Source organism: Ruegeria sp. N10 (genome assembly GCF_056531545.1).
In genome coordinates this window covers 36,563-57,028 of the sequence record NZ_JBQFLY010000020.1, presented here as the reverse complement: position 1 = coordinate 57,028, position 20,466 = coordinate 36,563, and the positions used below count along the sequence as shown (strand labels likewise).

Below are 20,466 nucleotides of genomic sequence, written 5' to 3'. Positions count from 1 at the left end.
TGGCCGGTGGGCGGCAGTTGCTCTGAAAGAGCAATGAGAGCCCACTCCATTGAACTAAAGAAGGCCGTTCCACAAGGGGGCGGCCTTTTTTTGTGCTTCTAAGTTGAAGCCTCAATATGTATTGAAACCAAATTGTTCTGTGAGTAGCGCCTCCTTGTGAAGCTTGTTCCCCTGTGACTGGATTGAGGTATGTGAATGGCCAAAGAACCGAACATTTCGGAAGCGCTCGCACACCTTACTGCTTCAATTCGCGGGCGTTGGGACAAACTGGGTTTTTTTGACGGCGAGAATGGTTCGTTTGCGACTGGTTATATACCTACGGTCGCCCCGCAGGAGTACCTTTGCCGCTTCTATGCTGGACTGACGGACGATCAGCTTGCACAGGCAGAGGAAGAAAGTGAAAGATATCTGCCAAACCAATACGTCGACTTCCTAAGGGAATATAATGGTGCGAGCATCATGGGAATCACTCTCTTTGGTGCAACCGGAGGCCAAAATACAAGAGCGTTAGACGACGTTATCGGGCAGCCGATTAGCTTACGGCATCAGAATGTGCATTACCTAAGGCCGGATTACGTCCCGGAAGGTCATTTTGGAATAGGGGTCATGAATGGTGAATGGTATTCTCAAGGCCAGCTATATTTGACCAGCGCCGGCGAAGTCGAACTCATCAATAAGGACCACGATTTGATTGGGGCCCGTTGGTCAAGCATGGCTGAATTTTCGAAACAAGAAGTTTCACGCCAGATGAAACGATATGACGATACCGGCAATGAGATTACCTCGGTGAAGCGACTACCCGGTGAAACATCAAATTGGGAACAGCTTGCAAAGGATATCCATAGTGAAAGTGACACTACCGGAGGCTTGCTCAGGCGAGTCAGAGAATTTCTGCGTCGAAGCTAACAACAGATTTGAGCGGTAAGTTGTCGACTGAGCTTCATGGTCTGCGAAAACTCGTTAAACCCCTTGCCAAACCCCTCCAACCCCTGTAGATCGCGCGGGTTCTCAACAAGAACATCAAGGCGGGATGATTCCCGCCTTTTGGGTTCGATGAGGGTTGGCGATGCGCGTCTGTCCTCCTCTCAACCTCAACGCCTGATAAAAGGCTGTTACTATGCAAAGCCAAAATATCCGTATTCGGCTGAAGGCATTTGACTATCGCGTTCTGGATGCCAGCACGCAAGAGATCGTCAACACTGCCAAGCGGACCGGCGCGAACGTGCGCGGCCCGATCCCGCTGCCGAACAAGATCGAGAAGTTCACGGTTCTCCGTGGCCCTCACGTTGACAAGAAATCCCGCGACCAGTTCGAGATCCGCACGCACAAGCGTCTGCTCGACATCGTTGATCCGACCCCCCAGACTGTGGACGCGCTGATGAAGCTCGACCTGGCTGCTGGTGTGGATGTCGAGATCAAGCTGCAGTCGTAAGATCGGAGGGTATAGAATATGCGCTCTGGTATTATCGCAAAAAAAGTTGGCATGACCCGCCTGTTCATGGAAGACGGCAAGCAGATCCCTGTGACCGTTCTTCACCTGGACAACCTGCAGGTTGTTGCACAGCGGACCGCTGAAAAAGACGGCTACACCGCCGTTCAGCTGGGCGCTGGTGCTGCCAAGGCAAAACGCACCTCGAAGGCCATGCGCGGCCACTACGCCGCTGCCAAGGTCGAGCCCAAGCGCAAGCTGGCCGAGTTCCGCGTCTCCGAAGATGGCCTGATCGAAGTGGGAGCCGAAATCTCGGCCGAGCACTTCCTGGCTGGTCAGAAGGTTGACGTGTCGGGCACCTCGATCGGTAAAGGCTTTGCCGGTGCGATGAAGCGCCACAACTTCGGTGGTCTGCGCGCCTCGCACGGTGTGTCGATCAGCCACCGTTCGCACGGCTCGACCGGTCAGTGTCAGGATCCGGGCAAGGTGTTCAAAGGCAAGAAGATGGCCGGTCACATGGGTGCTGCCCGTGTTACCACCCAGAACCTCGAGGTTGTCAAAACCGACGCCGACCGTGGTCTGGTCTTCATCAAAGGCGCCGTTCCCGGACCGAAATCGGGCTGGGTCACCGTCAAGGACGCCGTGAAGAAGAAAGCACCGGAAGGCTTGCCTTTCCCGGCTGCTGTGAAATCGGCTGCAACCGAAGCACCTGCGGAAGAAGTATCCGCGGAAGGTGGTGAAGCATGAAACTTGATGTAATCAAACTGGACGGCGGCAAGGCCGGCGACATCGAGCTGGATGCAGACCTGTTCGGCCTCGAGCCGCGCGCGGACATCCTGCACCGTGTGGTCCGTTGGCAGCGCAACAATGCGCAGGCCGGCACCCACAAGGTCAAGACCCGCTCGGAAACCAGCTACTCGACCAAGAAGATCTATCGCCAGAAGGGCACCGGTGGCGCACGCCATGGTGACCGTAACGCACCGATCTTCCGCAAGGGTGGTGTTTACAAGGGCCCGACCCCTCGTTCGCACGGCCACGACCTGCCAAAGAAGTTCCGTAAGCTTGGCCTGCGCCATGCTCTGTCGGCAAAAGCCAAAGCAGGTGAACTGGTTGTGATCGAGAACGCCGAAGCAGAAGGCAAGACCGCCGCACTGGCCAAACAGGTTGCAAACCTGGGCTGGAAACGCGCTCTGGTCATCGACGGCGCGACCGTGAACGAAGGGTTCCTGAAGGCGTCGCGCAACATCGAAGGTTTGGATATCCTGCCGTCGATGGGTGCAAACGTTTATGACATCCTCAAGCGTGACACCCTGGTGCTCACCAAAGCGGCTGTCGAAGCACTGGAGGCTCGTCTGAAATGAGCGCGAAGGCAGAACACTACGACGTGATCCGCAAGCCGATCATCACCGAAAAGTCGACCATGGCGTCCGAAAATGGCGCGGTTGTCTTTGAAGTGGCGATCGAAAGCAACAAGCCGCAGATCAAAGAGGCCGTTGAGGCGCTGTTTGGTGTGAAGGTCAAGGCGGTGAACACCACCGTGACCAAAGGCAAGGTCAAGCGGTTCCGCGGCCAGCTGGGCCGTCGGAAGGACGTCAAGAAAGCATATGTGACCCTGGAAGAGGGTAACACAATCGACGTAAGCACCGGTCTCTGATCCGACGCTTACAGCGACACTTTACGGCCCCGGTGGATCACTCCGCCGGGGCCGATTTCGTTTCAGGCGTCGAAGCTGGGGACGCGCGTCAGGGCAGGGCGGTCACAAGCCCTCCAGCGGTCGCCTCAGGGCGGTTCTGACGTTTCGGGCTCATTGGCCGCCTCAACAGCCATCGCACCCTCTGGCGGCCTCTGAGCGGCCTGCAAGCGGGGCAGAGCCAGCAACGGATATAGAAAAGGCGCCGTTAAGGCGCCTTTGGGTCGTTTCAATTGTGTGCGTGGTTATGAGCAATATACGTGCCGGTGCGCGATATCTGCGATGTCGCAGCGGCGGATGCCGATATCGTCCAGCTCACGGTTGCTCAGACGCTGCAACTCGGTATAGGTGCGCTGATACTCAGCAGCACGTGCGCGGGCTGTTTTGATCCGTGTGATCATGTCAGCGATCCGGGTGCCGAAGTTGAAGCCGGTATGGGTCAGTGTCGCAGTTGTCATCTCTGTTTTCCTTTCTCGTATCAGGGCGTATTCCCTGACGTTTCCTTTTGAGTTCCTTCATTGGACAAGGCAGAGATAGGAGCGTTTGCTATCGCTAACAACGCAGATTTTGGTCTAGCCGGTATGCATGCGGCGAATAACTTTTGCTGGCTGGATTGTTCGTAGCCTGGTTCCTATTCCTATTGGCATGGATTTTGCAGTTGACCTGCGGATTGACGCGATGGCCATCTGCGGTTTGCAGCGACTTTCAGTTTGTTCCCAAAACCGGACCCACCTGCTGAAATGCAAAATAAAGTCCCGTCGGATCACGAAACACACGCGGTGCATGCTGCGCGCTTTGCCGTGATCGAACACGCACTTCGGACGCTCCAAGCGTCAAAGCATCACGTACCGCATCCTCGATAGCGGTGACCTTAATTCCGGGTAGCCAGGCGCATCTTTCACGTATCTTAATATCTGGTGAAGCAACCACAGGAATATGTGTAAGCCACGGACCTGGCCCGGCCGCGCCTGGGCCATCCGTTTTCGAAGATGTTCGATCAAACAACGATTGGTAGAATTCAACTGGAAACTCTGGGCCTTCGCTCAGATAAACCTCTGTTGTGAACTGTTGTGTAGGTATCGGGTAATCGTGTTGTGAAACGGAAATGCCAAACCTGGCTCCCAAGGGGTCCAACAATAGGCAGTTTCGACCGACGCCGGGCACATCAAAGGGGCGCCGAATGATATGTGCGCCCAGCTTCTCGGCACGCTTTGAATACTTGTCAACATCGGGAACCTCGAAATAGGGAAGCCAGCCGGCATCAAAGCCCGCTGGAGTCTTGGTAAATCCACATCCGGCTTCCCCATTCAAAAGAGCAAGAGTGAATTCCCCCTTTCCCCGGCCCCAGACATAGTCTTCTGTGCTTTCCTTAATGAAATCCCACGATGCTACACGGCCATAGAAAGCCTCGGAAGCGTTCAGATCAGGCGTAAAGAGGTCATGCCAAACGATCCGTCCTGTCTTATCCGCACTCACTTCAAGAACCTCCTGCGTGAAACACGCTGGATAGCCCATCATAATCCAATTGGTCATTGATACAGATCAATCTGAACATGGCGCTCCAGAAATCCGGGTTGGAGGAAGGAATCCCCAAGAAGCTGAAGTGCCAACAATAAACGCCCCCGAATTTACCGGAGGCGTTTCTAAGTCTTCGAAGCTGCGGGCTTAACCGCGCTCTTCGACGATCTCTACCAGATGCGGGATCTTGCGGATCATGCCGCGCACCGAAGGAGTATCCTCCAGCTCACGGGTTCTGTGCATCTTGTTCAGGCCCAGGCCGATCAGGGTTGCGCGCTGTTCGGCGGGGCGACGGATCGGCGAACCGACCTGTTTGACGACGATGGTTTTTGCCATGACGTGCTCTCCTTATGCTTCTGCTTCAGCAGCAGCCGGTGCTTCGTCCCGCTTGGGCAGGATGTCAGCAACCTTTTTGCCACGACGTGCGGCAACCGAACGCGGGCTCTGCTCTTTCTGCAGGCCGTCGATGGTGGCGCGGATCATGTTGTACGGGTTCTGCGAGCCCAGCGACTTGGACACAACGTCCTTGACGCCCAGCATTTCGAACACGGCACGCATCGGACCACCGGCGATGATACCGGTACCTTCAGGCGCGGCGCGCATAACCACTTTACCGGCGCCGTGACGGCCCTCGATGTCGTGGTGCAGGGTCCGACCTTCGCGCAGCTGCACGCGGATCATCTGACGCTTGGCTTGCTCAGTCGCCTTGCGGATGGCCTCAGGTACTTCTTTCGCTTTACCCTTGCCAAAGCCGACGCGGCCTTTCTGATCGCCGACAACCACCAGAGCGGCGAAGCCAAAGCGCTTACCACCTTTTACGGTTTTCGACACGCGGTTGATTGCGACCAGGCGATCTGCAAATTCCGGTGTTTCTTCACGGTCGCGGCCACGGCCCCGACGGTTTTCACGTTCTGCCATTTGGCATCCCTTTTCCTCTAGAGGCGCTTGCGGCGCCAATTACTCAATCGAAGTGAACCCGTGAATGACATTCTGGGGCTCCCCGATCATCGAGGCGGGCGGACCCGCCTTCAAAGTGCCGGAGCCGGGCTGAAGCCCGTCCTACGGCGTCGTATCCGGTAGGCCGGGCTTCAGCCCGGCACACCATCAGATCTTCAGGCCACCTTCACGCGCAGCGTCGGCGACAGCCTTCACTTTGCCGTGGAACAGGAAGCCGCCACGATCGAAATAGGCCTCTTCGACGCCTGCCTTCTTGGCACGCTCGGCGATGGCCGCGCCGACTTTCGTCGCCGCTTCGACGTTGTTCTTGCCAACAACACCCAGATCTTTTTCCAGGGTCGAGGCCGAGGCCAGGGTCACGCCACGTACGTCGTCGATCAGCTGAACAGAGATGTTCTTGTTCGAACGGTGTACGGACAGGCGCGGACGACCCGCGTTGACCTTGCGAAGTTTGTTCCGAACGCGCAGGCGGCGCTTCAGAAACAGGGTTCTTTTGCTGTTTGCCATTGTCTGCGTCCTTACTTCTTCTTGCCTTCCTTGCGGAAGATGAACTCGCCCTTATAGCGGATGCCCTTGCCTTTGTACGGCTCGGGGCGGCGCCACTCGCGGATTTTGGCCGCGGTTTCGCCCACCAGCTGCTGGTCGATACCTTCCACAACGATTTCGGTCTGCTTCGGTGCGGTGATGGTGACACCTTCCGGAGCCGTGAAATCAACATCGTGGCTATAGCCCAGGTTCAGCTTCAGGGTGTTGCCCTGCATCTGCGCCCGGTAACCAACACCCTGGATCTCCAGCTCTTTTTTGAAGCCTTCAGTCACACCGGTTACCAGGTTGGCAACCATGGTGCGGCTCATGCCCCACTGCTGGCGGGCACGCTTGGACATGCCGCGAGGGTCGATCTTGACCACGTTGTCTTCAACCGACAGCGTCACGTCGTCGGTGGCGGTGAAGCTGCGGGTGCCTTTCGGACCTTTGACTTCGATGGTCTGACCCGACACAGAGGCGGTTACGCCGCTGGGCAGCTCGACCGGTTTTTTACCAATACGAGACATTGCAGACCTCCTTAGAAGACGGTGCAGAGCACTTCGCCGCCAACATTGTTGGAGCGAGCGTTTGCGTCCGACATCACACCTTTCGGAGTGCTGACAATCGACACGCCCAGACCCTGACGGACCTGCGGGATGTCATTGACGCCCATGTATACGCGGCGACCGGGTTTCGAAACCCGCTTCAGTTCGCGAATGACAGGGGTGCCTTCGTAGTATTTCAGGCTGATTTCGATGGCCGGATGACCGTTTTCGCCGGTCGTCTTTTCATAGCCACGGATGTAGCCTTCGTCCGCCAGCACGTCCAGAACCCAAACACGCAGCTTTGACGCCGGAGTGGATACGGTGGATTTGCCGCGCATTTGCGCGTTGCGGATACGGGTGAGCATATCGCCGATAGGATCATTCATATCTATGTCTCCCTTACCAGCTCGATTTCACCATGCCGGGGATCTGACCAGCAGAACCCAGCTCGCGCAGCATGATACGGCTGACCTTCAGCTTACGGTAGTAAGCGTGGGGACGACCGGTCAGCTGACAACGGTTGTGCAGACGGGTAGCCGAGCTGTTGCGCGGCAGTTTCGCCAGTTTCAGACGCGCTTTGAAACGCTCTTCCATCGGCTTGCTCTCGTCATTCGCGATTTCTTTCAGCTCGGCACGCTTTGCGGCATATTTGGCCACCAGGCGTTCGCGCTTCTTCTCGCGTTCGATCATTGCTTTTTTAGCCATGTCTCAATCCTCCCGGCGCTTACGCGTTGAACGGCATGTTGAATGCTTTCAACAATGCCTTTGCTTCAGCGTCGGTTTTCGCTGTGGTGGCAATTACGATATCCAGGCCCCAGACCTCGTCGACCTTGTCGAAGTCGATTTCCGGGAACACGATGTGCTCTTTCATGCCCATGGCAAAGTTGCCACGACCGTCGAAAGAAGGCTTAACACCGCGGAAGTCACGAATACGCGGCATTGCGATCGTGATCAGACGATCCAGGAATTCGTACATCCGGTCACCGCGCAGGGTCACTTTCGCACCCAGCGGCATGTCTTCCCGGACGCGGAAACCCGCGATCGACTTCTTCGCCTTGGTTGAAACGGCCTGTTGACCGGCAATTGCAGTCAGATCCTCGACAGCAGCTTTCGCTTTCTTCGAGTCTTTGACGGCCTCGGCACCACAACCGATGTTCAGAACGATTTTTTCCAGCTTGGGCAGCTGCATGTCGTTCTTGTAGCCGAACTCTTCTTTCAGAGCGGCACGGATGGTCTCGGCGTACTGAGCTTTCAGACGCGGGGTGTAGGTTGCGTTATCAAGCATCGATCACGTCCCCTGTGGTCTTGGCGAAGCGAACTTTCTTGTCGCCTTCCACGCGGAAGCCAACGCGGGTTGCTTTGCCGTTCTTGTCCAGCAGTGCCAGGTTCGAAAGATCGACCGGCAGAGCTTTGGGCAGGCGGCCGCCTTGCGAGGTTTGCGACTGGCGGGTGTGGCGGATGGCGATGTTGATGCCATCGACCACAGCTTTACCGGCTTTGGGGTCAACCGAGGTGATAGTTCCCTCTTTGCCCTTGTCCTTGCCGGACAGCACGACGACCTTGTCGCCTTTGCGGAGTTTAGCAGCCATGATTACAGCACCTCCGGAGCCAGCGAGATGATTTTCATGAAGTTCTTCGCGCGCAGTTCACGAACAACGGGGCCAAAGATACGGGTACCTACGGGCTCGTTGTTGTTGTTCAGGATGACGGCGGCGTTGCGATCGAAACGGATCGCGGTGCCGTCTTCGCGACGGACTTCCTTGGCGGTGCGTACGACGACGGCCTTACGGACGTCACCTTTCTTTACGCGGCCGCGCGGGATGGCTTCCTTCACCGAGACGACAATGATGTCGCCAACGGAGGCGTATTTACGCTTGGAACCACCCAGGACCTTGATGCACTGAACTCGGCGTGCGCCAGAGTTGTCAGCGACATCCAGATTGGTCTGCATCTGGATCATGTGGTTTCTCCCGACCTGTGGGGGCTGGTCTGATTAAATCCCCCAGGGTTTCGACAAATGAAAAATCCCGGAAGCTTACGCTTCCAGAACTTCCCAACGTTTCGTCTTCGATTTCGGCGCGCATTCGATGATGCGTACAGAGTCGCCGACCTTGAAGGCGTTCTTTTCGTCATGAGCCCGGTATTTCTTGGACTTACGAACGGTTTTGTGCAGCAGCGGGTGCTTGAAACGGCGCTCGACCAGCACGGTGATGGTCTGTTCGTTGGCGTCGCTGGTCACGGTGCCTTGCAGGATACGCTTGGGCATCTGATTACTCCTCGGATGCCGCAGCAGCGGCCTTTTCGTTCAGGATGGTTTTGACGCGGGCAGCGTTGCGGCGGGCCGCTTTGATGCCAGCAGTGTTTTCCAGCTGACCGGTTGCCTGTTGAAAGCGCAGGTTAAAGCTTTCTTTCTTCAGGTTGACCAGTTCCTCGCGGAGCTGATCAGGGGTCTTGTCACGCAGTTCTTGGGCGTTCATCGCCTTTTCCTTTGCTCAAAACACCAGAAGGCCCCGTACTCGGGTCACCTTTGACCTGGTGGATGAATGATAGACATACGAATCGCCCGACAACGCCGGGAGACCGCAAGATGCCGCTCTATAGGGGGTTAGGGGTGGGGTGGCAAGGGAAAGTTTGCCATGCGGGAACAGGGAATTTCCCGAAATCAAAAACCCGCTTGTGTCACCGTGTCAGACCCTGGCTATTTGCCACTCTGGTCAATACGGACAGCATCTCGGAAACCTCTTCCGGCGAAAGACGGCCATGACCGTCCAGGAACGCTCCGATGTCACGCCCGGTATATCGCCCCGTCAGCTTCCCTTCGTCAAGGATCAGATTGTTTCGCGCAAGCTCCACGGCGGTCACATGGCAAATACGGCATTTCTCGATGAAGACACCGCCCGAGTCCCGGATAATCCGGAAATGAGCAAGCAGTACCTCGGCCTTGTCCGTAGTCACCCCGCCATGACCGGAGCGCAAGTAATTTTCGACCGCCCGTCCGGACCGGGCTCCGACCAGCACACCATCTGACACACCAAGCTCATCCCAAACGAAATCACCGGAATGGGGGGCGTGGCATCCGGCACAGCTGTCTTCGTAGATGCGGTGCGGGTTCGCAACTTGCCCCACAGCACTTGTCGTGCAGGCAATTGTCGCAACCAGAACGAATGAGAATAGGGCTTGCATCGTAAATGCCTGACCAAAGCCTGAACAATACACCTCAACATGACGGGCGGGTGCATAGCTTGGATTCTATCGTGTGTCTGAACCCAATGGAATGATTGAGATCAGATGGCTCAAATTCGCTTTTACGAAAAACGCGGCCCCGTTTGCACGAGACCGCGTCTGCAACTGTCTAAGTCTGGGCGACTTACGCCAGAGCGATGTTCACAGCCGACTCGCGGCCGTCACGGCCGGGCTCGATGTCGAATGTTACTTTCTGGTTGTCGGCCAGACCGGTCAGACCCGAGCGTTCGACAGCAGAGATGTGTACAAACACGTCTTTGCCACCGGTCTCCGGTGCGATGAAGCCAAAACCTTTAGTTGTGTTGAACCATTTTACGGTGCCATTGGCCATATCCGTATTCTCCAAATAATTGCTGTCCGCGGAATTGCGACAGCGCGGCGTGGTCGGTCTGGATCGAGAGACTGAACGCCGAATATCGGGAGACAGTGGTCGAAAAAGAAAAACGTAAGCGTGCCTCACATGGTCCATGTCGGCACATATTGCAAGTGTTATCGAAAACTCTTTGTGAATCGTGATTGGTAGGGGGCCGCCCGTTCGTCTCGCAAACGCTACACTGAACAACTACTGTGCAATGAGCTGATGCTCACTCCCACTTATAGTTGAAACTCACTGAAATCCGCTCTTCCTCGGCCATGTTCATCGGCACCTCGTGGCGCAGCCAGCTTTCCCACAGCAGAACATCGCCCACCTGCGGCTTCACATAGATGAAGGGCTGCAAATCGCGTCGCCCGCCTTTCAGCCGCGTCGGCGCGGCCATCATGCGGCCTGAGCGGGGGTCTTCCAGCTTCAGCGCGCTCGCGCCTTCGGGCATCGCCACATAGGTGGTGCCGGAAATCACACTGTGCGGGTGCAGATGGCTGGAATGCATGCCACCCTCGGGCAGGATGTTGATCCACAGGTCTTCCAGCTTCAGCTCACCCTCACCCAGATCAAACTCCAGATCCTTGGCAAAAGCCGCCACATGGCTGTCCAGCGCTTTGACCAGATCGGCGAATATCGGAAACCGCCAGGGCAGGTCGGTCAGCGAAGCATAGCTGGTGTAACCGGGATAGCCGTTTTCTTCGCACCAGTCCTGACCGGCCTCGTCATCCTCGGCGATGACAAGGCACGAGCTTTCCAACTCCTCCGCATCGATCGGGGGACCGAACTCGGACAAAGAGGCACGATAGAGGCGGGTGACGAAGAGTGATTCAATCTGTGGCATGGCGCTGTCTTAAACCAGCCGCGCGGTGAAGGCGATGGCTGTTTTGCGAGGCTCTGCCTCGCGCTCCGGGATATTTGCAGCCAGATGAAGAACGGATCCCCTGCTTCATCTGGCCCAAAATATCCCGGGGGAGGCGCGCGGCACGCGCGGCGGGGGCAGAGCCCCCTAAAGAAAAACCCCCGCCGATGTTTCGACGGGGGTCAATCTAGTCACGAGCGGGGGTGCCCCGGATCGCTTACCAGTCTTCGCGAACCACGACGCGGGTCTTGATCGGCAGCTTCATCGCAGCCAGGCGCAGGGCCTCGCGGGCGATGTCGTCATTGACGCCGTCGATCTCGAACATCACGCGACCGGGCTTGACCTTGCAAACCCAGCGGTCGACCGAACCCTTACCTTTACCCATACGAACTTCGATCGGCTTTGCCGTGACCGGAGTGTCGGGGAAGATGCGGATCCAGACACGGCCCTGACGCTTCATGTGACGCGTCATGGCACGACGTGCAGCCTCGATCTGGCGTGCGGTTACACGCTCAGGCTCAATCGCTTTCAGGCCGTAGGTGCCAAAGTTCAGATCAGAGCCGCCCTTGGCTTCGCCCTTGATCCGGCCTTTGTGCAACTTGCGGAATTTTGTACGCTTTGGTTGAAGCATATCTTTCCCTCCTTAGCGACGACCGCCACCAGCACCACGAGGTGCAGGGCCGTCCTGGAGTTCCTGTGCTTTACGGTCACGTGCCTGCGGATCGTGCTCCATGATCTCCCCTTTGAAGATCCAGACCTTGATCCCGATGATCCCGTAGGGGGTCATCGCTTCGGCATGTGCGTAATCGATGTCGGCGCGCAGCGTGTGCAGCGGCACACGGCCTTCGCGGTACCATTCGGTCCGTGCGATTTCGGCACCACCCAGACGGCCAGCGACGTTCACCCGGATACCCAGGGCGCCCATGCGCATGGCGTTCTGTACGGCGCGCTTCATCGCGCGGCGGAACGAAACACGGCGTTCCAGCTGCTGAGCGATCGACTCGGCAACCAGTTGACCGTCAAGTTCGGGCTTGCGCACTTCGACGATGTTCAGGTGCAGTTCGCTGTCGGTCATCGCAGCCAGCTTCTTGCGCAGGACTTCGATGTCCGCACCTTTCTTGCCGATGATGACACCCGGACGTGCCGTGTGGATCGTAACGCGGCACTTCTTGTGCGGACGTTCGATGATCACACGGGCAACACCGGCCTGCTTGCACTCTTTCTGGATGAACTCACGGATCTTGAGGTCTTCCAGCAGAAGATCACCGTAGTCCTTGGTATCTGCGTACCAGCGGCTGTCCCAGGTGCGGTTGACCTGAAGGCGCATGCCGATCGGATTGACTTTATGTCCCATTAGGCTTGCTCCTCAACTTGACGCACCTTGATGGTGATCTCCGAGAACGGCTTCATGATCTTGCCGAAACGGCCACGGGCACGCGGGCGACCGCGCTTCATGACCAGGTTCTTGCCAACCCAGGCTTCGGCGACGATCAGCTCGTCAACGTCCAGGTTGTGGTTGTTTTCGGCATTCGCGATTGCGGACTGCAGGCACTTCTTGACGTCCTGCGCGACACGCTTGTTCGAGAAAGTCAGGTCGGTCAGGGCCTTCTCGACTTTCTTGCCGCGGATCATAGCTGCTACCAGGTTCAGTTTCTGCGGGCTGGTGCGAAGCATGCGCGTTTTCGCCATTGCTTCGTTTTCAGCCACGCGGCGGGGGTTCTTTTCCTTGCCCATGACTTACTTCCGCTTCGCTTTTTTGTCTGCGGCGTGGCCATAATAGGTCCGGGTCGGCGAATATTCACCGAACTTCTGACCGATCATGTCTTCCGAGACGTTTACCGGGATATGCTTCTGGCCGTTGTACACACCAAAGGTCAGACCCACGAACTGGGGCAGGATGGTGGAACGACGCGACCAGATCTTGATGACTTCGTTGCGGCCCGACTCGCGCGCTGCTTCGGCTTTTTTCAGCACGTAAGCATCGACGAAAGGACCCTTCCAAACAGAGCGAGACATGGATTAACGTCCCTTCTTCTTGGCGTGCCGCGAGCGGATGATCAGCTTCTGGGACGCTTTGTTCTTGTTGCGGGTACGCTTACCCTTGGTGTCCTTACCCCACGGCGTAACCGGCGTACGGCCACCCGAGGTACGACCCTCACCACCACCATGCGGGTGGTCGATCGGGTTCATAGCAACACCACGAACCGACGGACGCACGCCCTTGTGGCGCATACGACCGGCTTTACCGATGTTCTGGTTGCTGTTGTCGGGGTTGGACACGGCACCGATGGTGGCCATGCATTCCTGACGGACCATGCGCAGCTCGCCCGAGCTCAGACGGATCTGGGCGTAACCGCCATCGCGGCCAACAAACTGAGCGTAAGTACCGGCCGCACGTGCGATCTGACCGCCTTTGCCAGGCTTCATCTCGATGTTGTGGACGATGGTACCGATGGGCATGCCCGAGAACGGCATTGCGTTGCCCGGCTTGATATCGGCCTTTGCCGACGCGATGACCTTGTCACCAACAGCCAGACGCTGCGGAGCCAGGATATACGCCTGCTCGCCGTCTTCGTATTTCACCAGTGCGATGAACGCGGTCCGGTTCGGGTCATATTCGATCCGCTCGACGGTTGCCGCGACATCAAATTTGTTCCGTTTGAAGTCAACGATCCGGTAGAGACGCTTTGCGCCACCGCCGCGGCGGCGTGAAGTGATCCGTCCGGTGTTGTTCCGGCCGCCCGATTTGGTCAAACCCTCTGTGAGAGACTTGACCGGACGTCCTTTCCAAAGCTCCGAACGGTCGATCAGCACCAGCCCGCGCTGGCCCGGCGTCGTCGGCTTGTACGACTTGAGTGCCATGCTTTCTGTCTTCCGTTTAGCAAGTGCAGGGGAGGTCCCCCGCTATGTGATAGGCCCCCGTAGGTGCCAAAGGTATAGGGCCCCGAAGGTCCCCGGTTGCAAAATATCTAAGGCCCCGGAACGAATCCGAGGCCGCAAGATTGGGTGCGTTTAGCAGTGTTGGGAGTTGGTGTCTATAGGGTGCGGCAGATTATCTTAGCGTTGCTGACAACACACTGAGGGAGTTGCTCACACTTTTCAACTCTACTACCTCAAAAGGTGAAAGAATCCAGTCTAGAAAGCGGGTAACGCGTTGATGTTAAAAACACTAATCAGCCAATTTGGGAGAAAGGAGCTCGAAGTATATGAATGGGACAGAAATGACATTTTGATGAAGAGGCTGCCGGATCGACCCCAGTGGGCTCACTTCGCAAATGCCAGACCAGCACTTGAGTTTTCAGGCTGGCAGCTTGCGCAGGCAGTTGTTAAAACAGATTTCCTGATAACAAAAAGTAGATATTTGCAAAGCCTTGGGTTTCTCCTCCAATGCCACCACGTTCTTAACCCAAACATGGGTGGAAATTTGAGGCTTGTAGACGGTGGATCCGGCCTGCTTAGCGATGTTTCTCAAACCAGCATGAGCGCTCGCCTAGGGCAAGGTATCTCTGTTCTTTTCGCTCAGAACTTAGGATACGATTTTGTCAGTCATCTAGCTACCGACCCGGACGTCATAGTGCACAAGAAGACCAATAAAATTGGCACAGTAGCAGATTTTCTTTTCGAAAACTCCTCTCGGGAGCGTATGATACTTGAAGCGAAGGCCTCTTTTGCGCTGCAAGAAAACAATCCTTCCGGGGTGAAGCAAGTGCTTAAACCCGCCCTTGAGAAACAAGTTGCACCGTGGCTTAGCGCAATTTCCCCACCTGCCAGTAAAGGATACGCCACCCTTACGTGTTTTCGCGAGGCATCGAGCAATACGCAGAGCGCCCTGGTTTTTGTAGACCCACCAGGGGATGAAACCGTAACAGGAATGAAGTTGCCACCTAGTTGGGTTCTTCGTAGAAATTATAGTTCTTGGCTTGCCGCAATGGGAATGATTGAAACAGCCCAACAGCTTATTGGAGCAGATATCACAGAAAGTCGGTCCCATGACATTGACCTAGCTACAATCAGGGATCGAGCGTTTGTTGTTACCCGGTTTCACCCTGAAATTTCTGAGATGGAAGATATCTACGTCGGAATCGATTTGAGTATATATTCTCTCATTCGCGATACGATAAATGGCTCGGAAGACGCACTATTGGGCTACGAGCAGGTGGAGTGGGAACCTGATGACTTCGGGCAACGGCCAAATGGCAGCCTCATGTCAGATGGAACATTTTTTGGGTCAATTGATGAAATCCAAGAAATTAAATCTCCTAAGAAACATTACACGTAGTTTCGCAATGTTCACGAAAACAAAAAACCCCCGCTTTCGCGGGGGCCTTTATCTCTCTCCAAAGACGGGTTCGATCAGAGACCGGTGGACACGTCGATGGAGCTGCCCTTTTCCAGGGTCACATAGGATTTCTTGACGTCTTTCCGACAGCTCAACCGGCCAAGGAACTCCTCACCCGTAAAGCGCGCGGGCCTCGGCAAAGGACAGCAGTCGGCGGCTTTGCTCATCCCAAAGGTGCAGGCGCGCGTTGGCGAGGCTCTCGCGGATGGTCATCCGGTTGCTGTTGGCCAGTTCATCATGGTCGCGCAGCACTTCGGTCAGGCGATAGAACGGAATGCGGCTGTACAGGTGATGCACGTGGTGGATGCCGATATTGGCGGTGAACCACTGCAACACGGACGGCAATATATAATGAGAGCTTCCGTGCAGCGCCGCTTCGTGCAACTGCCAGTCTTCATCGGCGTCCCAATGTGTGTCCTCGAACTGGTGTTGCACATAGAACAGCCATACCCCGGCGGTGGCGGCAATCAGGGTCGAGGGCAGGAAGATCAGCACCATCGGCATCAGCCCGCCAAAATAGTAGATGGCCACAAGCGCAACCAGAATGGCAAGATTGGTGGCCATCGCGCTGACCCAGAACCGGACGCTGTCGGTCAGACCCAGTGGAAGGCGGTTCTGAAACAGGAACAGATATCCGGGGCCAAAGACGAACAGGGTGATCGGGTTTCGATACACACGATACCAGAACCGGTTCATCGGGGTTTTCGCCTGATATTCGGCCACGGTCAGGGTGTGGATATCGCCCATCCCGCGTTTGCCCAGATTGCCGGAACTGTTGTGATGTGTGGAATGCGTGCGGCGCCAGACATCATAAGGTGTCAGCGTCAGAACTCCGATCGCGCGTCCAACCCAGTCACTGACCGTCCGGTTCTTGAAGAACGCGCCGTGCCCGCAATCATGCTGGATGGCAAACAGGCGCAACAGAAAGGCCGCGTTGAGAACAGAGATCGCAAAAGCCAGCCAATAGCTGACCGACAGCGACATCCAGGACAAAGCCCAGAGCGCGAAGAAGGGGATGATACTGACGCCCAGCTCAAACGCGCTGCGCAGCTGGTCGGGTTCGCGATATTTGGCAAGCGTTGTTACCCAGTCACGTGCAGCGGTAGTCTCCGGCTGTTTCCGGGTCGAGAGAGTGGTTTCAGTCATGCGCCTGCCAAGTTCTTGTTTGTGGCAATCCGGATAGACTACCGCCCGGTCATGGCAAGCGATATTTGCCAAAATCGCCATATTTCGTGCTCAATTTTCGGTCAGACCCCGGTGAAGGTGTCCTTTTGGGTTCACCCGCGGGGCCGGTCCCGGGGCTTTTGCCGGTCATGACAAGCGGCTGGCGATCTACAGTCTTGCCAAGCCCTGCCATCGGGCCTATACGCCTGCGGTGGCTTTTTGGCCGCGAGAATCAAAACCAAGAAATGCCGTGTTTGGCCCATCACGCTTCGGGGGTCATATCCGGCTTAGGAGAAGCGAAATGAAACTGAACGAATTGCGCGACAATCCTGGCGCCGCCCCAAAACGCACCCGCGTTGGCCGTGGTCCGGGTTCCGGCAAAGGTAAAATGGGTGGCCGTGGTATCAAAGGCCAGAAATCCCGCTCGGGTGTGGCCATTAACGGCTATGAAGGCGGTCAGATGCCCTTGTACCAGCGTCTGCCCAAGCGTGGCTTCAACAAGCCCAACCGCAAGGAATTCGCCGTCATCAATCTGGGCCTGATCCAGAAATTCGTCGAAGCCGGCAAGCTGGACGCCAAGGCTGCGATCACCGAAGACGCTCTGGTTGCGTCCGGTCTGGTCCGCCGCAAGCTGGACGGTATCCGCGTTCTGGCCAAAGGCGAGATCAGCGCCAAGGTTGATCTGGAAGTGACCGGTGCGTCGAAAGCTGCTGTCGAGGCAGTTGAAAAAGCGGGCGGTTCACTGAAAGTCACAAAAGCCGCTGCGGCAGAGTAAGCGCTTGTGAGCGGGCAAAGACCCGCTTACATAGACTTCAGAGTTTTCCAAGACGCCGTCCGAGCCGGAAAACGGTTCCGGGCGGCGTTTGCATAAGAGAGACCGACTTTATGGTATCAGCAGCAGAACAAATGGCAGCCAACACAAGCTGGGCTGCCCTTGGCAAGGCCACCGATCTGCGCAACCGCATCCTGTTCACACTGGGTTTGCTGATCGTCTATCGTCTGGGCACCTTCATTCCGGTGCCGGGGATCGACGGAGCAGCATTGCGCGAGTTCATGGAACAGGCGGGGCAGGGCATCGGCGGCATGGTTTCGATGTTTACAGGCGGGGCGCTTGGCCGAATGGGCATCTTTGCCCTTGGCATCATGCCCTATATCTCGGCCTCGATCATCGTGCAGCTGCTGACATCGATGGTTCCCGCGCTCGAACAGCTCAAGAAAGAGGGCGAGCAGGGCCGCAAGAAGATCAACCAATACACCCGTTTCGGCACCGTGGCGCTGGCCACCGTCCAGGCCTATGGTCTGGCCGTTTCGCTGGAATCTGGCGATCTGGCGACCGATCCGGGGCTGTATTTCCGCATGTCGACCATGATCACACTGGTTGGCGGTACCATGTTCCTGATGTGGCTGGGTGAGCAGATCACCGCACGCGGCATCGGCAACGGTATCTCTCTGATCATTTTCGTCGGCATCATCGCCGAGGTCCCCGCCGCCCTGGCGCAGTTCTTCGCGTCGGGCCGTTCGGGCGCAATCAGCCCCGCCGTGATTGTTGGCGTGATCGTGATGGTGATTGCCGTCATCATGTTCGTGGTCTTCATGGAACGGGCGCTGCGAAAGATCCATATTCAGTACCCGCGCCGTCAGGCCGGGATGAAAATCTACGAAGGCGGCTCCAGCCACCTGCCGGTCAAGGTCAACCCCGCGGGCGTGATCCCGGCGATCTTTGCCAGCTCGCTGCTGCTGCTGCCGGTGACGATCTCGACCTTCTCGTCGGGCGCGGCAAATGGGCCGATCATGTCGTGGCTGCTGGCCAATTTCGGCCCCGGACAGCCGCTGTATCTGCTGTTCTTCGCGTCGATGATCGTGTTCTTTGCATATTTCTACACGTTCAACGTGTCGTTCAAACCGGATGATGTGGCGGACAACCTGAAAAAGCAGAACGGGTTCGTGCCCGGTATCCGCCCGGGTAAGAAAACCGCCGAGTATCTGGAATACGTGGTCAACCGCGTGCTGGTTCTGGGGTCGGCCTATCTGGCACTGGTCTGCCTGCTGCCCGAGATTCTGCGCAACCAGTTTGCCATCCCGTTCTATTTCGGCGGCACCTCGGTTCTGATTATCGTCTCCGTGACCATGGATACGATCCAGCAGGTTCAGAGCCATCTTCTGGCGCATCAATACGAAGGGCTTATCGAAAAGTCTCAACTGCGCGGCAAAAGCAAGAAACGCGGCAGGAAGGGACCCTCTCGTCGATGAATATCATTCTGTTGGGCCCCCCGGGGGCTGGGAAAGGAACGCAGGCCCGTCACCTGGTGGAAACACGCGGCATGGTGCAGCTCAGCACGGGCGACATGCTGCGCGAAGCCAAGACCTCGGGCACCGAGATGGGCCGGAAGGTTGCGGCGATCATGGACGCGGGCAAGCTGGTCACTGATGAAATCGTGATCGGCCTGATCGAAGAGAAACTGACCACCGAAACAGGGGCCGGTTTCATCTTTGACGGCTTTCCCCGCACGCTGGCGCAGGCCGATGCTCTGGCCGCTTTGCTGGCCAAGCTGGGCCAGTCGCTGCACACCGTGATCGAGATGCGCGTTGATGACGACGCGCTGGTGGGCCGGATCACCGCACGCTCAACCTGTGGCGGATGTGGTGAAGTCTATAACGACAACACCAAGCCAATTCCGGCGGATGGCAAATGCACCAATTGCGGCAAGGAAAATGACTTCCAGCGCCGCGCCGATGACAACGAAGACAGCCTGCGCACGCGCCTGATGGAATACTACAAGAAGACGTCGCCGTTGATTGGCTATTACTACGCCAAGGGCGATCTGCGCCCCGTCAACGGGCTGGCGGATATCAAGGAAGTGACGGCCTCGATCGAGGCGATACTGGGTTGAGCCAAGGCACCACAGTTGTGGTTCCAGAGGAATTGGTCGGTGCGTTTGAGCGTTACGGCGAAGTAATTCGCGCTGAGAGCCCGCTGTTTTACAGGTGCATGTTGTTAGTGCTCTTGGTTGGGGCTCCTGTATCATTAGTCGTTTCGCTTTGGGTGTTGCCTGCGATATGGCCAAATGCGGCTAATTCACTCTTCTATTTTTTTCAGTTTGGGGCTCCTTTTTTGTTTGCGGTTCCGCTTGATCTAAAGAGGAGAAAACTCGAACGGGAGCGTTTCGAAATTTCTAACCTGTTTCGACGCCGTGGCCTGCACATCTGCCATGATCCGGGGCTTCGAGTTGATGTATTGAAAATCGTTCCCGGTCAGATCATCTAATTGCCTTGACGACCTTTGAAAAACTCTCTACGCACCCCCATCCCTAAAGGGAATCAAGACCGCATGCGGGATTCGTCCCAAATGCCCCGACCACCTCGAATAATACTGGACCCTCTGGCGTCACTGCCACGGTAAAGTGTTGTGAAAAAAGGTTCCGGAGTTACGGAACCGCAACAAAAAGGAAAGTGACACGTGGCACGTATTGCCGGCGTAAACATCCCGACTGCAAAGCGGGTTCCAATCGCCCTCACATATATCACCGGTATCGGCAACACCTCGGCCAACGCGATCTGCGAAGCCGTGGGCATTGAAGCGCACCGCCGCGTCAATGAACTGTCGGATGCCGAAGTTCTGGCCATCCGCGAACATATCGACGCCAACTACACCGTCGAAGGTGACCTGCGTCGCGAAGTTCAGATGAACGTCAAGCGTCTGATGGACCTGGGCTGCTATCGCGGTCTGCGTCACCGCCGCAACCTGCCGGTTCGCGGTCAGCGTACCCACACCAACGCTCGTACCCGCAAAGGCCCCGCAAAGGCCATTGCCGGTAAGAAGAAATAAGGGAGGG

Annotated in this window: 33 protein-coding genes and 1 pseudogene; 11 read left to right on the top strand and 23 right to left on the bottom strand. The window is 56.7% G+C overall.

Features of this window, described 5'->3' with window-relative positions:
• The first annotated feature begins 195 nt into the window (after positions 1 to 195).
• The 5 genes from ACR0JI_RS19370 to ACR0JI_RS19350 all read left to right on the top strand — a co-directional run bounded on the left by ACR0JI_RS19370 (position 196) and on the right by ACR0JI_RS19350 (position 3,083).
• Positions 196 to 906 (top strand): SMI1/KNR4 family protein, encoded by a 711-nt coding sequence (locus ACR0JI_RS19370; RefSeq protein WP_480496049.1) that lies wholly within the window; start codon positions 196 to 198, stop codon positions 904 to 906.
• Between the two features lie 211 nt (positions 907 to 1,117).
• On the top strand, positions 1,118 to 1,432 hold the full coding sequence (gene rpsJ / locus ACR0JI_RS19365; protein ID WP_008756422.1) for a 30S ribosomal protein S10: 315 nt from the start codon (positions 1,118 to 1,120) through the stop codon (positions 1,430 to 1,432).
• Positions 1,433 to 1,450: 18 nt separating this feature from the next.
• The gene (gene rplC, locus ACR0JI_RS19360) at positions 1,451 to 2,176 is read left to right on the top strand and encodes a 50S ribosomal protein L3 (protein ID WP_171638102.1); all 726 of its coding nucleotides are present in this window, start codon (positions 1,451 to 1,453) and stop codon (positions 2,174 to 2,176) included.
• Positions 2,173 to 2,790: a 50S ribosomal protein L4 gene (rplD, locus tag ACR0JI_RS19355; RefSeq protein ID WP_480474058.1), complete on the top strand. Its 618-nt coding sequence runs from the start codon at positions 2,173 to 2,175 to the stop codon at positions 2,788 to 2,790. Before rplC ends, rplD begins: the two co-directional genes overlap by 4 nt.
• Positions 2,787 to 3,083: a 50S ribosomal protein L23 gene (locus ACR0JI_RS19350; protein WP_170609990.1), complete on the top strand. Its 297-nt coding sequence runs from the start codon at positions 2,787 to 2,789 to the stop codon at positions 3,081 to 3,083. The genes rplD and ACR0JI_RS19350 overlap by 4 nt, the downstream gene beginning before the upstream one ends.
• A 281-nt stretch (positions 3,084 to 3,364) precedes the next feature.
• On the opposite strand, the gene ACR0JI_RS19345 is transcribed toward ACR0JI_RS19350, so the two are convergent.
• From ACR0JI_RS19345 to rplB, 21 genes are all read right to left on the bottom strand, one after another.
• Positions 3,365 to 3,577, bottom strand: a complete 213-nt coding sequence (locus ACR0JI_RS19345; protein ID WP_209505835.1) for a DUF1127 domain-containing protein — start codon at positions 3,575 to 3,577, stop codon at positions 3,365 to 3,367.
• Positions 3,578 to 3,824: 247 nt separating this feature from the next.
• Positions 3,825 to 4,652: a VOC family protein gene (locus ACR0JI_RS19340; protein WP_480496047.1), complete on the bottom strand. Its 828-nt coding sequence runs from the start codon at positions 4,650 to 4,652 to the stop codon at positions 3,825 to 3,827.
• Between the two features lie 132 nt (positions 4,653 to 4,784).
• The gene (rpmD, locus tag ACR0JI_RS19335) at positions 4,785 to 4,973 is read right to left on the bottom strand and encodes a 50S ribosomal protein L30 (protein ID WP_480496045.1); all 189 of its coding nucleotides are present in this window, start codon (positions 4,971 to 4,973) and stop codon (positions 4,785 to 4,787) included.
• Between the two features lie 12 nt (positions 4,974 to 4,985).
• Positions 4,986 to 5,555: a 30S ribosomal protein S5 gene (gene rpsE, locus ACR0JI_RS19330; protein WP_480474056.1), complete on the bottom strand. Its 570-nt coding sequence runs from the start codon at positions 5,553 to 5,555 to the stop codon at positions 4,986 to 4,988.
• A gap of 186 nt (positions 5,556 to 5,741) precedes the next feature.
• Positions 5,742 to 6,101, bottom strand: coding sequence for a 50S ribosomal protein L18 (rplR, locus tag ACR0JI_RS19325; protein WP_010437103.1), 360 nt, complete (start codon positions 6,099 to 6,101; stop codon positions 5,742 to 5,744).
• Between the two features lie 11 nt (positions 6,102 to 6,112).
• Positions 6,113 to 6,646, bottom strand: coding sequence for a 50S ribosomal protein L6 (rplF, locus tag ACR0JI_RS19320; RefSeq protein ID WP_039523384.1), 534 nt, complete (start codon positions 6,644 to 6,646; stop codon positions 6,113 to 6,115).
• A gap of 11 nt (positions 6,647 to 6,657) precedes the next feature.
• Complete coding sequence (gene rpsH, locus ACR0JI_RS19315; RefSeq protein WP_209505841.1) at positions 6,658 to 7,050, bottom strand: 30S ribosomal protein S8; 393 nt, start codon at positions 7,048 to 7,050, stop codon at positions 6,658 to 6,660.
• Positions 7,051 to 7,063: 13 nt separating this feature from the next.
• Positions 7,064 to 7,369: a 30S ribosomal protein S14 gene (gene rpsN, locus ACR0JI_RS19310; RefSeq protein WP_142639784.1), complete on the bottom strand. Its 306-nt coding sequence runs from the start codon at positions 7,367 to 7,369 to the stop codon at positions 7,064 to 7,066.
• Positions 7,370 to 7,388: 19 nt separating this feature from the next.
• On the bottom strand, positions 7,389 to 7,949 hold the full coding sequence (rplE, locus tag ACR0JI_RS19305) for a 50S ribosomal protein L5 (RefSeq protein WP_480484777.1): 561 nt from the start codon (positions 7,947 to 7,949) through the stop codon (positions 7,389 to 7,391).
• Complete coding sequence (rplX, locus tag ACR0JI_RS19300; RefSeq protein WP_480484776.1) at positions 7,942 to 8,253, bottom strand: 50S ribosomal protein L24; 312 nt, start codon at positions 8,251 to 8,253, stop codon at positions 7,942 to 7,944. The genes rplE and rplX overlap by 8 nt, the downstream gene beginning before the upstream one ends.
• Before the next feature lie 2 nt (positions 8,254 to 8,255).
• Positions 8,256 to 8,624: a 50S ribosomal protein L14 gene (gene rplN, locus ACR0JI_RS19295; protein WP_005621870.1), complete on the bottom strand. Its 369-nt coding sequence runs from the start codon at positions 8,622 to 8,624 to the stop codon at positions 8,256 to 8,258.
• 75 nt (positions 8,625 to 8,699) lie between these two features.
• Positions 8,700 to 8,930, bottom strand: coding sequence for a 30S ribosomal protein S17 (rpsQ, locus tag ACR0JI_RS19290; RefSeq protein WP_209505845.1), 231 nt, complete (start codon positions 8,928 to 8,930; stop codon positions 8,700 to 8,702).
• Positions 8,931 to 8,934: 4 nt separating this feature from the next.
• On the bottom strand, positions 8,935 to 9,141 hold the full coding sequence (gene rpmC / locus ACR0JI_RS19285; RefSeq protein WP_209505847.1) for a 50S ribosomal protein L29: 207 nt from the start codon (positions 9,139 to 9,141) through the stop codon (positions 8,935 to 8,937).
• A 202-nt stretch (positions 9,142 to 9,343) separates the two neighbouring features.
• A complete protein-coding gene (locus ACR0JI_RS19280) occupies positions 9,344 to 9,847 on the bottom strand; it encodes a hypothetical protein (protein WP_480496043.1) in 504 nt (167 codons plus the stop codon).
• 184 nt (positions 9,848 to 10,031) lie between these two features.
• Complete coding sequence (locus ACR0JI_RS19275) at positions 10,032 to 10,238, bottom strand: cold-shock protein (RefSeq protein WP_480474053.1); 207 nt, start codon at positions 10,236 to 10,238, stop codon at positions 10,032 to 10,034.
• 253 nt (positions 10,239 to 10,491) lie between these two features.
• A complete protein-coding gene (locus tag ACR0JI_RS19270; protein WP_480496041.1) occupies positions 10,492 to 11,112 on the bottom strand; it encodes a 2OG-Fe(II) oxygenase family protein in 621 nt (206 codons plus the stop codon).
• Between the two features lie 235 nt (positions 11,113 to 11,347).
• A complete protein-coding gene (rplP, locus tag ACR0JI_RS19265) occupies positions 11,348 to 11,761 on the bottom strand; it encodes a 50S ribosomal protein L16 (RefSeq protein ID WP_267364819.1) in 414 nt (137 codons plus the stop codon).
• Positions 11,762 to 11,773: 12 nt separating this feature from the next.
• The gene (rpsC, locus tag ACR0JI_RS19260) at positions 11,774 to 12,484 is read right to left on the bottom strand and encodes a 30S ribosomal protein S3 (protein WP_209505853.1); all 711 of its coding nucleotides are present in this window, start codon (positions 12,482 to 12,484) and stop codon (positions 11,774 to 11,776) included.
• Complete coding sequence (rplV, locus tag ACR0JI_RS19255) at positions 12,484 to 12,864, bottom strand: 50S ribosomal protein L22 (protein WP_209505855.1); 381 nt, start codon at positions 12,862 to 12,864, stop codon at positions 12,484 to 12,486. Before rplV ends, rpsC begins: the two co-directional genes overlap by 1 nt.
• 3 nt (positions 12,865 to 12,867) lie before the next feature.
• Complete coding sequence (rpsS, locus tag ACR0JI_RS19250) at positions 12,868 to 13,146, bottom strand: 30S ribosomal protein S19 (protein WP_005980699.1); 279 nt, start codon at positions 13,144 to 13,146, stop codon at positions 12,868 to 12,870.
• A gap of 3 nt (positions 13,147 to 13,149) precedes the next feature.
• Positions 13,150 to 13,992 (bottom strand): 50S ribosomal protein L2, encoded by an 843-nt coding sequence (gene rplB, locus ACR0JI_RS19245; RefSeq protein ID WP_480474051.1) that lies wholly within the window; start codon positions 13,990 to 13,992, stop codon positions 13,150 to 13,152.
• A 295-nt stretch (positions 13,993 to 14,287) separates the two neighbouring features.
• Between rplB and ACR0JI_RS19240 the strand changes: the two genes are divergently transcribed.
• Complete coding sequence (locus ACR0JI_RS19240; protein ID WP_480496039.1) at positions 14,288 to 15,409, top strand: hypothetical protein; 1,122 nt, start codon at positions 14,288 to 14,290, stop codon at positions 15,407 to 15,409.
• A 74-nt stretch (positions 15,410 to 15,483) separates the two neighbouring features.
• Here the strand turns inward: ACR0JI_RS19240 and ACR0JI_RS19235 are convergent.
• Positions 15,484 to 15,582 (bottom strand): annotated as a pseudogene (locus ACR0JI_RS19235) (50S ribosomal protein L23); the annotation flags it as partial.
• Positions 15,581 to 16,615, bottom strand: coding sequence for a fatty acid desaturase (locus ACR0JI_RS19230; protein ID WP_480487316.1), 1,035 nt, complete (start codon positions 16,613 to 16,615; stop codon positions 15,581 to 15,583). The pseudogene ACR0JI_RS19235 and the gene ACR0JI_RS19230, both read right to left, overlap by 2 nt.
• A gap of 319 nt (positions 16,616 to 16,934) precedes the next feature.
• On the opposite strand from ACR0JI_RS19230, the gene rplO reads away from it, so the two are divergent.
• The 5 genes from rplO to rpsM all read left to right on the top strand — a co-directional run bounded on the left by rplO (position 16,935) and on the right by rpsM (position 20,459).
• Complete coding sequence (gene rplO, locus ACR0JI_RS19225) at positions 16,935 to 17,408, top strand: 50S ribosomal protein L15 (RefSeq protein WP_480496037.1); 474 nt, start codon at positions 16,935 to 16,937, stop codon at positions 17,406 to 17,408.
• Between the two features lie 110 nt (positions 17,409 to 17,518).
• Positions 17,519 to 18,883 (top strand): preprotein translocase subunit SecY, encoded by a 1,365-nt coding sequence (gene secY, locus ACR0JI_RS19220; RefSeq protein ID WP_480496035.1) that lies wholly within the window; start codon positions 17,519 to 17,521, stop codon positions 18,881 to 18,883.
• Positions 18,880 to 19,524 (top strand): adenylate kinase, encoded by a 645-nt coding sequence (locus tag ACR0JI_RS19215; RefSeq protein ID WP_267363761.1) that lies wholly within the window; start codon positions 18,880 to 18,882, stop codon positions 19,522 to 19,524. Before secY ends, ACR0JI_RS19215 begins: the two co-directional genes overlap by 4 nt.
• Positions 19,521 to 19,898, top strand: a complete 378-nt coding sequence (locus tag ACR0JI_RS19210) for a hypothetical protein (RefSeq protein WP_480496033.1) — start codon at positions 19,521 to 19,523, stop codon at positions 19,896 to 19,898. Before ACR0JI_RS19215 ends, ACR0JI_RS19210 begins: the two co-directional genes overlap by 4 nt.
• A 192-nt stretch (positions 19,899 to 20,090) precedes the next feature.
• Positions 20,091 to 20,459: a 30S ribosomal protein S13 gene (rpsM, locus tag ACR0JI_RS19205; protein WP_209505862.1), complete on the top strand. Its 369-nt coding sequence runs from the start codon at positions 20,091 to 20,093 to the stop codon at positions 20,457 to 20,459.
• The last annotated feature ends 7 nt before the right edge of the window (positions 20,460 to 20,466 follow it).